Source organism: Clostridium frigoris (assembly GCF_018861865.1).
Classification (GTDB): Bacteria; Bacillota; Clostridia; order Clostridiales; family Clostridiaceae; genus Clostridium_AD; species Clostridium_AD frigoris.
In genome coordinates, this window is sequence record NZ_JAHLDV010000037.1 from 22497 (window position 1) to 33894 (window position 11398).

Below are 11398 nucleotides of genomic sequence, written 5' to 3' on the forward strand. Positions count from 1 at the left end.
ATTGAACATTTATATTATAGCAGAAAAATGGAGTTTTAAAAGTAACAATTTTCTTTAATTACCACGCTTAGGAAATGTGATAAAAAAGGTACTTCCTTTCCCTAAGGTGCTGGTAACATTAATGCTACCTTTGTGAGCCTCAACAATAGCTTTTACAATGGTTAGACCTATACCTGAACCACCGGTGTTTTTATCGCGAGACTCATCACTTCTGTAAAATCTTTCAAAGATGAAGGGCAAATCTTTTTCTGAAATCCCAATGCCGTTGTCCTTTACTTCTATAACAATGCTATCATTTTCAGACTTTAGAGTTAAAAAGACTTCTGGATTTATTTTGGAATATTTAAGTGAATTTGAAAGCAAATTATACATTACTTGCTTTAATTTATCCTTATCCATTAACACTTCCACACCTGGGATCAAATTTGAGTGAATTTTTGAGCCTATATTTTCATATTGGGGTTTAAAAGAAGTTGTTATTTTTTCTAGTTCTAAGGATAAGTCAAATTTTGATTTATTTAAATTCAGATCTGCTTGCTCTAATTTTGCTATGTTGTTAAGGCCTTCAACTAATTTTATTAATCTTTGTATTTCTTCATAAAAACTTGTAAGCATATCCTCTGTGGGCTACCAAACCTTGTCTAGCAATGCCTCTATATGTGATTTTAAATTTGTAAGAGGGGTTCTAAGCTCATGAGCCATATCAGAAGTTAATCGTTTCCGAAGATGCTCTTGCTTTTGCAGGGTTTCCGCTAGATAGTTTATAGAAATTGTTAAATCATCTATTTCTTTGGTTTTAGATACAACTCGAGATCTTGCCTTTAAATCTCCATTTCGTATTCTATTGGCTGTATCTGTTATTTTTGTCAAAGGTGATGATATTTGTTTTGAAAGAAAGATACTAATTATAAATCCAAAGATTAATGCGATAAAAATGGAAAGAAAAAAAGAATGATTTAACGTTGTTTTGAAGGTTAGTGCTCCCGCATTCAAAAAAGAGGTTCCATAATATCCGAAAACTATAGTTCCTAATTTTTTATTGTTTTTAATTAATGGGTAACTATCTTCAGTATATTGCCCTGGTTTAATTGAAGAAAAATCATTCATCATTGAACCCATCATTGAATCCATCATTGTTTTGTTTTGTACTTTTGCACTACCTGAGGTAAAAACAATGACTCCCATTGTATTTTTAACTTCAATATACAGTTCTTCTGCATTTGAATATCTTAATATTTCTGCTTTGTTATTAGTTGAAATGCCTGTTTGTTCGTCGTATAATCCATCTATTACAGTTGCGATTTTATCTACTTTTGTTTTGTGCTCATCAATTAAATAATTGTTAAATTTTTTACCAATCATATAATTTGAAACTAAGCCTGCAATTAATATAGATACAAATGCAGTAAGAAGAAACCCTATGGATAATTTTTTCATTAAGGACATTTTCATTTAAAACCACCTCTTATCTTCTTAAATGTTAAGTTCTATAGCAATTAACCCTGAAATTTATACCCCATTCCATATATTGAAATTATATATCTTGGGTTTTTGGGGTTGCCCTCTATCTTATATCTTATATTTTTAATATGAGTATCCACAGTTCGGTCAAACCCATCATAATCTGTACCAAAAGCTTTATTAACTAATTGTTCTCTTGAGAATACTTGCCCAGGATTAGTTAAAAGTGCAATCAAAATTTTAAACTCATTAGAAGTTAAAGTAATAGGTAAACCCTGTTTTTTTACAACCATTTTTTCAATGTTTATTTCTAAATCACCATCATTAATAATTAATAGTTCTGCTAGGGGACTATTATCTCTATACGTTCGTCGTATAATAGCTTTAACCCTACTAACTAGTTCCCGATTGCTAAATGGTTTAGTTACGTAATCATCGGCTCCAATAGAAAGCCCGTCTATTTTATTATCTTCTTGAATTTTTGCTGTAAGCATAATAATTGGCACTGAAGATGTAGCTCTGATTTTAGTGCATACTTCTTCACCGGACATTTTAGGAAGCATTAGATCTAATATAATTAAATGGATTGGTTCATTCTTAAATATGTTTAAAGCATCTTCTCCGTCCATGGAAGTTAAAACCTCAAAGCCTTCTTTGATTAAGTAGGCTTCAATTACATTTAGAACCTTCTGTTCATCGTCAACTACTAAAATCCTAAAATTTTCATTCATTTCATCACTCCAATATTCTTAATTGATATCAAGTTTATACCAAATATATAGTTAATTCAACATAGCTTTATAAAAACTAGGAGCATACCCCTTGTTTTTATCTGGGAATGCTCTTAGTTTTTTAGTATAGTCTTCCTCATTAATTTCTCTATTAGCATATCTTTCATTTAATATATTTATACTCTTAATATATTAAATTATAAATTGTAATGGTGTATAATATAACTTATTCAATTGAGAAAATTCATACATTTAATATTTCTTCAAGTTCAATTTGCATATTAGCAGAAATAATATGAAAACCACCAAGAATAAATCCATGCATAAATTGAGGTTTAGGTGGATGCGTTTCTACAGGTTTTACAGATAATACATACTCACGGGTTGCTTTAGGTATTATTAAAGGCTTAATATATAAAAGTGGCGAATGTTTACCAAGGTGTGCAAATGTGCAGGCTGCTAAATTATAAGCCCAGTTATTTGGAGTTCCAAAACAAAATGCCCATCCTCCTTTAGTTTTGACGTTCCAACCGAACATGCTTTCATTTGAATAGTATTTTGAAAAGTTTACAGCAACGTCATAACATGTGCTACCACCGATCCTATCTACTTTTGATTTTGAAATATCTTGTATTTCATTGAAGACTTCATCTGAAATTGTATGTTTACCCCCAATAACAAGCATATTTATATTATTATACTTAATTAATTGTTGTTTTGTAATCTCTGGTAATTTATCTCTATAAGTAAACAGTATAGGTACGCCCATATGTGCAGAATAATATGCTGCAGGTATACTTTCAGTATGATCATCAGCAGAGACTATCATTATATTCTTATTACCTTCCATAGAGTCCGGTGCCATTGTATATCTAAACTCCATTGCTTCACTTGCAGCCCTTATAGGGTTACTTCCAGTAATTCTTATAACTGACAATCCTGCATTTAATAATTGCAATTCTATAATCGGAGCTATTGGACCAACTATAAGTATCTTTGCCGGTACATTTTCACCAGTTGGAGATAATCTGATAATCTCATTAAAGGTTTCTTGCGAAAGGTAGCTTTCATTTGTGAAGACTAGTGGTGCATTTATGGGGAAATGTATTAATGGTGATGCAAGCAATCCATAATGATAGGAAGTCAAAGGTACAAGTATAATCGCATTAGGTCTCCATTTTACTTTGGGGCTTGGATATATGACCTTCGTAACATAATTATTAAATGTAAGTGGAACATCACCTAATATTCGTGTTGTATTAACTGTATCTATTGCAGGAGTGTAATAAGAGAAATTTGAATGCATAAATATCTCCTTTCAATAATTAATTGTTCAGTATATTATATTATTACAAATATGTTCGATCTCAATAAGTAATGTATAAACACCATTATTTGTCTAAAGTTATAATGTATGCCTTCATTTGATCAATATTCATACCACCAATGTTTTTAGAAATGATGTTTCCATCTACATCAATGAAATATGAAGTTGGAATTGATGTTATATTATATTGAGCAGCAACTTTCTGATCTGGATCTATAAGAACTTTAAAATTATATTTGTTACTATCAATAAAAGGTTTAACCGTGCTTAAAGGCTCTCCTATCTCTACGGCAACTATAACTAAGTTACTATTTTTTGTCTCTTGATATAATTTTTCAATTTCAGGCATTTCTGCTTTACATGGTGGACACCATGTTGCCCAAAAATTAAGGAATACTTTTTTACCTTTCAAGTCACTTAAAGACAATTCTTTACCGTTAAGATCCTTTAATTTGAAATCTATAGCTTTGGTCTTAGTAGCGTTAGGGGTAGTTTCAATAGGTTGAATAGATGTATTATTTTGAGTGGTACTGTTTTTGTAAGTGCTTCCCACAGATGAGTTATACTTAGAATTTGATGTATTATAGTTGTTTAAAGTGTAAATAGAGCCTCCGACAACGATGGCAAGTATAAGTACTATTAGATATTTTTTCATTTTTATTCTCTCCTTTAATTAAAAATTAATAAAGTTTGTGTATTGACTTAATATTGCTAATTTGTTCATGAAAATCATAACTCCCATTATTATCATTAATAATCCGCTTATTGTAGAGATTATAGGAAGATATCTTGAAAATTTTCTGAATTGTTTAGTAAAACTTCCTATGGCCATGGCAGTTACAATAAATGGAACAGCAAGTCCAAGGGAATACATTATCAAAAGTAAAACACCTTTACCTACAGAGTTCATACTTGTAGCATAGATGAGTATTGAGGATAATATAGGGCCAATGCACGGAGTCCAACCTGCGGCAAAAGCCATTCCCATTATTACTGAGCTAAATGGGCCTTTAATCTTATCTAGATATAAAAATCTTTTCTCACGATAAAGTAATTTGATTTTAAACACTCCAAGGGTATGGATGCCAAAAATAACAATAAGAGTGCCTCCAACTTTTCTAAACAAATCTTTATGGATAATTAGTAATTTACCAAGTGAGGTTATAGAAACTCCCATTAGTATAAAAATAATAGAAAAGCCTAATACAAATCCAAAGGATTTATATAAAGTAGAAAATTTAGCTTTGTCATCCTTTAATTCTTCTATAGAAGAACCAGTTAAATAGCTTACATATGCAGGAACAAGTGGAAGGACGCAAGGTGATAAAAATGATAGAAGACCTGCAGAAAAAGCTAACAATATTGATATGTCATTCAAAAATAAATCACCTCCGATTTAGCATTATAATACTGATTAATTAAACCAATATATAAAACTATCAATTAATCCCAAGAAATAAGTTGTAACTGTAAATATTATACTAAAAAAATATGGAGATTTAATGTGTTTTACATAATTTTAATGATATAAATTTAAATTAGGTCAATTGTCCCTCTTTAAACTACTTATCAAATTCATTTTTTATAAATATTTTTTAAATACTTCATATCTACATAAAATCTTTATAAGTATTTTTTATAATAAGTTATAATAAAAAAAAGAATGGAGAGATAAATATGGGAACAATAATATCAATATTAATATTTATGGGTGTAATGTTTGTAATGTCTAAATTAGGACTTGGATGTTGTGGAGGACATGCAGGTCATGATGAAAATAATAGTAAAAAAAGTTGTTGTAGCTCAGAAAAGATAAAAAAATGATCTCTAAGGATGGCTTTATAAAATAATTCTTATGGGTGAATTGAGTAGTCAATTTTAGATTAGAAGATTTATTATAATTCAGATATAGAGGTGTATAATTTGAAATATCATGAGAAACAGATTGAATTAGATAATCCGCTTTCATTCTGGAAGCATTTTGAGAACGAGGAAAGGTTTTTATTTTATAATCCTTTAAAAAAAGAGTTTATTCTTGGAGCTAAACGGTTAAAAACTTTTTCTATTGATGAAAATTTAAAAGATTATTTATATATCTTTTCATCAATGACATTCTTTGATTCAATTAAAGATGAAAAATGGGCCGGGTTTGGGAATGAAAATATTGCATTTGAATATTATCTTGTTGAAAAAGATGGGAAACAAACATTGTATTACTTTAATGATTTTGTAGAAATTGAAAATCAAGCGGTAGAGATTTGTGAACATTCTTACAAATATGGAATGGATGATTATAAAGCATGGAGACAAATGTTTTCTGCGGCAAAAGATGCAATATCCAGTAAAGAGGTAAATAAAGTTGTTATTTCTAGAGAAGTCAAAGTTCAATGTAATACTTTGATAAATGTAGAAAGTGTTTTGCTAAAGATTTTGAAACACAACATAAATAGCTTTGTATTTGGCTACTATAAGGATGAAAAAACATTTGTAGGTGCAACGCCAGAGATTTTGGTGCAAAAAGAAAAAAATATGGTGATAAGTTATGCACTTGCTGGCACTATTTTGCGAAGTGATGAAAATGATGAATTACAGAAGAAAGTCTTGTTAAAGGATATTAAAAATCGTCATGAACATCAAATTGTTATTAATTCAATAGTTAATGTTATGAAGAAATTTACAGATGAATTGATAGTAGATGAAACTAAAATTTTAACACTAAAAAATCTTCATCATTTACAAACAGCGATTCATGGAAAAGATAAAAATAGCACTTTACTTCAATGGGTAAAAAGGCTTCACCCAACACCTGCTTTAGGTGGGTATCCGGTAGATAAAGCTCTGGAATTAATTAAAAGATATGAAAAACATGAAAGAGGTTTGTATGCGGCACCTATTGGAATAATTGATAGAAATGGAGATGGTATATTTCTGGCAGGAATAAGATCTGCTCTAATTGAAAAAAATATAGCATATGCATGCGTTGGCTGTGGCATAGTTGATAAATCAAATTGTGAAGTTGAATACATTGAAACAAAAGATAAATTAAAAACAATAATCGAAAGTTTATAGTGAGGAGGAGAAATGAATGACAAATTATATTGCTGCTTTAGTTGATGAACTATATCAATTAGGTGTGCGTGAGGTTGTAATTAGTCCAGGTTCAAGGTCAACACCCTTATCTATATTATTTTGTGAACATGATTTTAATATTTTTATAAATGTTGATGAGCGTTCTGCAGGTTTTTTTGCACTTGGAATAGCTAAAGAGCAGGCAAGACCTGTGGTATTAGTTTGTACATCAGGTACTGCTGTGGCAAATTATTTGCCTGCAATTGTGGAAGCTAAGTATTCAGGAGTACCATTAATTGTGTTAACAGCTGATCGTCCGCCTGAACTACGTAATGTTGGGGCACCACAAACAATTGATCAAAATAAGATATTTGGTAATTTTACAAAATACTATGAAGAACTGGCATTACCTGAAGAAAGTGACAGTATGTATAGATATGTACGCGTGGTTATGCAAAGAGCATTTGCAAGTGCTATGTCAAAAGAATATGGGGTAATCCATATTAATGTGCCCCTACGCGATCCATTAATTCCAGATTTAATTAAGCTTGATTTTACTGTAGGACGCTCAAAAAATAAATTCGAATATATTCAAGGAGAAAAGAAAGTTTCATTAGATAACTCAATTCTTAAAAATAAAAATGGAATTATAATTTGTGGTGGAGACGCCTATTCAAACTATCATAAAGAAGTGATAGAAATGGGAGAACGCTTAAAAGCACCCATACTCGCTGATCCAATTTCAAATTTGCGTAATTACTCAAATGATATTATTATCGATAGTTATGATGCCTTTTTAAAAAATGATGATATCAAAAGACAATTAGAGCCTGAATTTATTATTCACATTGGTCAAGTACCTGTTTCAAAACGGTTGCAGCAGTTTTTGACCATGCATCATGAGGTCTTATATATACAAGTAGGTGAAAGTTTTAAGTATTGTAACCCATCATTGTCAACCAAAATATTTATCGCTACTTCACCAAAATTGTTTGCTGAGTCTATTTGTGCAGAGAATAGTAACAGAGAATATTTAGATAAATGGTTAAGATATCAGAAACAAATGCGTGAACAACTGAATGGTGCAAAAGGTGAAGAGCACTTGTTTGAAGGAAAACTAATTCAGAAGCTACAAGGCATGCTGCCAGAAAAAAGTAGATTGGTCGTAGCAAATAGTATGGCAATACGGGATATGGATTGCTTTTTTGAAGCCCGTAATCAAAAGGTAAAGGTGTTATGTAATAGAGGTGCAAATGGCATTGATGGAACTGTTTCCACTGCACTGGGTATATCTGCTTCAAATCATCCAACGGTTCTTTTAACAGGGGATTTAGCATTTTACCATGATTTAAATGGATTATTGATTGGAAAGACACATAAATTAAATTTAATTATACTGTTAATGAATAATGATGGTGGAGGAATTTTTAGGTATTTACCTCAAAGTAAAGAAAATCATTTCGAACACTTATTTTTAACACCACAGGGTATAAATTTTGAGGGTATAAAGACTTTGTATAATACAATATATTATGAAGCGAAAAATTATAAACTTTTTGAGGAGTACTTGAATGAAGCATTAACGCTAGAGGGAATTAAGTTAATTGAGGTAAAAATAGATTCAGAGTTAAGTAAAAAATTACATGATAAATACACAACATTATAAATATAAAATATGTAGGGTGAGAGTATGTTTATTAAAATTGAAAATATTAAATATCACATTGAAGTAAAGGGCGAAGGAAAACCAATTATTTGTTTACATGGGTTTTCGGAAAATCTTAGTACGTGGGAATTTATTCAATTACAGGGGTATCAATTAATATTAATAGATGTAATTGGGCATGGGAAAAGTGATAAACCAAAGCACCGTAAATATTATTCTTTGAAAGTAATGGTTAGGCACTTAAATAAACTTATTTCAAAGTTAGGTTTAAAGAGATATTCAATGCTAGGTTATTCTATGGGTGGTCGCATTGCATTAGCATATGCTTTGACTTATCCAAAGGAAATAGATAAGCTAATTTTAGAGAGTGCATCTTATGGTGAATATGGATTTTTTAATCGATTAAGACGTCGCAAAAATGATTTGAATTTAGCTAGAAGCATAGAAAGAAATGGAATACAATGGTTTAATCAATATTGGAGTGATTTAAGCATTTTTAAATCACAAAGGAGATTATCTAAAGCAATCATTAAAGAAATAGGTGAAAGACGTTTATTAAATCAAGCACATGCACTTTCAAACACACTACAAAGCACTGGACAAGGAAAATTTCCATGTTTAAAAAATAAAATAGTTAGGCTATCTATGCTTATATTATTTATAAGTGGGGAATATGATAAAAAATACGAAGTTGTAGGTAAAAATTTTAAAAAATTGAATAGCAGAGTAAAACATATAGTAATAAATGGATGTGGGCATAATACTCATATTGAAGATAATAGTGCATTTGAGAAAGTTATAAATGATTTTTTATAAATAATTTTGAGGAGTGAAAATATGAATAAATTTGATTGGAAAGATTCAAACCGTAATTATGAAGATATTAAATATGAAACTTATGATGGAATTGCAAAGATTACAATTAATCGACCTGAGGTACGTAATGCTTTTCGGCCTAAAACCATTATGGAATTAATTCATGCGTTTACTATGGCTCGTGAAGATAGTAAAATAGGTGTGGTTATTTTAACTGGTGCTAATCATGGAAAAGGCGTAGAGAATGAAGCATTTTGCTCAGGAGGAGATCAAAAAGTACGTGGAAATGGAGGATATGTTGGTGATGACAATATACCACGTTTAAATGTTTTAGATTTGCAACATTTAATTAGAATTATTCCAAAACCAGTTATCGCAATGGTCAATGGGTACGCAATTGGTGGTGGTCATGTGTTACATATAGTATGTGATTTAACAATAGCTTCTGAAAATGCTAAATTTGGTCAAACGGGACCCAAAGTAGGTTCTTTTGATGGTGGATATGGTGCAGGATATTTAGCGCGTATTGTGGGTCATAAAAAAGCACGCGAAATTTGGTATTTGTGTCGTCAGTATTCAGCTAAAAAGGCTCTAGATATGGGACTTATAAATACAGTAGTACCATTTGATAAGTTAGAGCAGGAAACAGTTAAATGGGCAAAAGAGATAATGCAGCATTCGCCAACTGCACTACGTTTCTTAAAAGCATCATTAAATGCAGATACAGATGGATTAGCTGGTTTACAACAATTAGCAGGAGATGCTACTTTATTATTTTATACTACTGAGGAGGCAAAAGAGGGTCGAGATGCATTTAAAGAAAAACGAGATCCTAATTTTGATGAATTTCCTAAATTTCCATAAATAAATTTACGAAGGTGATATACTATGAACTGGATTAAAGAACAAAATTATAAAAGCCCTAATAAAAGGTTTATTAATGATTTAACCTTTCATGAAGTTTATGAACAGGTAACAGACCTAACTGGGAAACTATCTTCCTATGTAAAAATGGAGACAAGAGTTGCAATTTATTCAAATAACTCAGTTGACATGGCACTATTTTTTTTGGCACTTCAACTTTTGGGTAAAGAAGTACTGATGTTAAATATTCATTTGACAGAGAGTGAAATAAAAAGACAATTAGAACTTACAAAGGTTCAGGTTGTATTTTCCGATAATAATAAATTTATATGCTTTAATGAAGTGCAGCAAAGTGAAAGAGAAAATATAAAATTAATAGAAGAGTTTGAGGCGGAAAGAATTGTTGTTATCATGAATACAAGTGCTACAACAGGTGAATTCAAATCAGTTCCTCTTAGGTGGAAACAGTTTTCTGCTCATGTAAAAGCATCGCAAAAAAGTATTGGGGTAACAACGAGGGACAATTGGCTACTAGTATTACCTATGTATCATATTAGTGGATTAATTATTCTAATGCGTAGCCTATACAATGGAACTCAAATTACTATATTAGAAAAATTTGATGAAGAACAGTTATTAACCTTAATTGAAAGAGGTATCATAAATATGATATCCATTGTTCCAACTATGTTAAATAGGATTGTTGAGAGAATAGAGAACCATAAACTACGTGTGGTACTTTTAGGTGGTGAATTTATTCCTAAAGCTTTGGTTCAAAAAAGCATAATGAGGAACATTCCTATATATAAGACCTATGGTATGACAGAGACAACAAGCCAGTCTACTACTTTTTCAGTATTAGATTATCCAGAAAAAATTGACTCAGTAGGAATGCCACTTGAAAATGTAGATATCCTTATTAGTAATCCAGATGAAAATGGAGTAGGTGAGGTTTTACTTAAAAGTCCTATGTTAATGGATGGATACCTAGGTAAAGTAGATATAGCTGGTTATTTTAATACAGAAGATGTGGGTTATATAGATGAAGATGGTTTTTTAAATATAGTCGCTCGTCGCACAGATATAATTATATCTGGTGGTGAAAATATTTATCCAAAAGAAATTGAAAATATTCTATATACGCATCCGCTTATAGATGAATGCGTTGTAGTTGGGCATATTGATAAAAAGTGGGGACAGATTCCTATACTTTATGTAGTTTCTTCATTAAATGAACATGAGATATTAAAGTATCTTTCAAATAAATTAGCTAAATATAAGATCCCCAAAAAAATTATTTATTTGAAGGAACTTCCTAAAAATTCAGTAGGAAAAATATTAAGAAAGAATTTAGATAGTGTTAACTAACCTATGAAAAAACTAGATTGAAAATTTTAAGATTTAAATTGTACTTTGAAAAGTGAAAATATATCTAAAAGGAATGAAACATTAGTTTTGTTATCA

12 protein-coding genes are annotated in these 11398 nt (G+C 30.5%); 6 read left to right on the top strand and 6 right to left on the bottom strand.

Going from position 1 to position 11398, the window contains the following annotated elements:
- Positions 1-54 precede the first annotated feature (54 nt).
- From KPL37_RS20290 to KPL37_RS14005, 6 genes are all read right to left on the bottom strand, one after another.
- Positions 55-615 (bottom strand): sensor histidine kinase, encoded by a 561-nt coding sequence (locus tag KPL37_RS20290; RefSeq protein ID WP_343216276.1) that lies wholly within the window; start codon positions 613-615, stop codon positions 55-57.
- A 12-nt stretch (positions 616-627) separates the two neighbouring features.
- On the bottom strand, positions 628-1452 hold the full coding sequence (locus tag KPL37_RS20295; protein WP_343216277.1) for a HAMP domain-containing protein: 825 nt from the start codon (positions 1450-1452) through the stop codon (positions 628-630).
- A 44-nt stretch (positions 1453-1496) separates the two neighbouring features.
- Positions 1497-2192 (bottom strand): response regulator transcription factor, encoded by a 696-nt coding sequence (locus KPL37_RS13990; protein ID WP_216150335.1) that lies wholly within the window; start codon positions 2190-2192, stop codon positions 1497-1499.
- Positions 2193-2436: 244 nt separating this feature from the next.
- Positions 2437-3498: a cell wall-binding repeat-containing protein gene (locus KPL37_RS13995; RefSeq protein ID WP_216150337.1), complete on the bottom strand. Its 1062-nt coding sequence runs from the start codon at positions 3496-3498 to the stop codon at positions 2437-2439.
- Positions 3499-3583: 85 nt separating this feature from the next.
- On the bottom strand, positions 3584-4174 hold the full coding sequence (locus KPL37_RS14000; RefSeq protein WP_216150339.1) for a TlpA family protein disulfide reductase: 591 nt from the start codon (positions 4172-4174) through the stop codon (positions 3584-3586).
- Positions 4175-4192: 18 nt separating this feature from the next.
- Positions 4193-4897, bottom strand: coding sequence for a cytochrome c biogenesis CcdA family protein (locus KPL37_RS14005; RefSeq protein ID WP_216150341.1), 705 nt, complete (start codon positions 4895-4897; stop codon positions 4193-4195).
- A 299-nt stretch (positions 4898-5196) separates the two neighbouring features.
- Here KPL37_RS14005 and KPL37_RS14010 point away from each other — a divergent pair, with 299 nt between their 5' ends.
- The 6 genes from KPL37_RS14010 (at position 5197) to menE (ending at position 11302) form a co-directional block, all read left to right on the top strand.
- Entirely contained in the window at positions 5197-5343 is a 147-nt protein-coding gene (locus KPL37_RS14010) for a hypothetical protein (RefSeq protein WP_216150343.1), read from the top strand.
- A 99-nt stretch (positions 5344-5442) separates the two neighbouring features.
- Positions 5443-6588, top strand: coding sequence for an isochorismate synthase (locus KPL37_RS14015; RefSeq protein ID WP_216150345.1), 1146 nt, complete (start codon positions 5443-5445; stop codon positions 6586-6588).
- A 16-nt stretch (positions 6589-6604) separates the two neighbouring features.
- A complete protein-coding gene (gene menD, locus KPL37_RS14020; RefSeq protein WP_216150347.1) occupies positions 6605-8254 on the top strand; it encodes a 2-succinyl-5-enolpyruvyl-6-hydroxy-3-cyclohexene-1-carboxylic-acid synthase in 1650 nt (549 codons plus the stop codon).
- A 24-nt stretch (positions 8255-8278) separates the two neighbouring features.
- Complete coding sequence (menH, locus tag KPL37_RS14025) at positions 8279-9070, top strand: 2-succinyl-6-hydroxy-2,4-cyclohexadiene-1-carboxylate synthase (protein ID WP_216150349.1); 792 nt, start codon at positions 8279-8281, stop codon at positions 9068-9070.
- 21 nt (positions 9071-9091) lie between these two features.
- A complete protein-coding gene (gene menB / locus KPL37_RS14030) occupies positions 9092-9934 on the top strand; it encodes a 1,4-dihydroxy-2-naphthoyl-CoA synthase (RefSeq protein ID WP_216150351.1) in 843 nt (280 codons plus the stop codon).
- Positions 9935-9958: 24 nt separating this feature from the next.
- Positions 9959-11302 (top strand): o-succinylbenzoate--CoA ligase, encoded by a 1344-nt coding sequence (gene menE / locus KPL37_RS14035; protein ID WP_216150352.1) that lies wholly within the window; start codon positions 9959-9961, stop codon positions 11300-11302.
- The last annotated feature ends 96 nt before the right edge of the window (positions 11303-11398 follow it).

Excerpts from the sequence above, each read along its gene's own strand:
- KPL37_RS20290 (WP_343216276.1), bottom strand. The coding sequence starts at position 615 with ATGCTTACAAGTTTTTATGAAGAAATACAAAGATTAATAAAATTAGTT.
- KPL37_RS20295 (WP_343216277.1), bottom strand. The coding sequence starts at position 1,452 with ATGAAAATGTCCTTAATGAAAAAATTATCCATAGGGTTTCTTCTTACT.
- KPL37_RS13990 (WP_216150335.1), bottom strand. The coding sequence starts at position 2,192 with ATGAATGAAAATTTTAGGATTTTAGTAGTTGACGATGAACAGAAGGTT.
- KPL37_RS13995 (WP_216150337.1), bottom strand. The coding sequence starts at position 3,498 with ATGCATTCAAATTTCTCTTATTACACTCCTGCAATAGATACAGTTAAT.
- KPL37_RS14000 (WP_216150339.1), bottom strand. The coding sequence starts at position 4,174 with ATGAAAAAATATCTAATAGTACTTATACTTGCCATCGTTGTCGGAGGC.
- KPL37_RS14010 (WP_216150343.1), top strand. The coding sequence starts at position 5,197 with ATGGGAACAATAATATCAATATTAATATTTATGGGTGTAATGTTTGTA.
- menD (WP_216150347.1), top strand. The coding sequence starts at position 6,605 with ATGACAAATTATATTGCTGCTTTAGTTGATGAACTATATCAATTAGGT.
- menH (WP_216150349.1), top strand. The coding sequence starts at position 8,279 with ATGTTTATTAAAATTGAAAATATTAAATATCACATTGAAGTAAAGGGC.
- menB (WP_216150351.1), top strand. The coding sequence starts at position 9,092 with ATGAATAAATTTGATTGGAAAGATTCAAACCGTAATTATGAAGATATT.
- menE (WP_216150352.1), top strand. The coding sequence starts at position 9,959 with ATGAACTGGATTAAAGAACAAAATTATAAAAGCCCTAATAAAAGGTTT.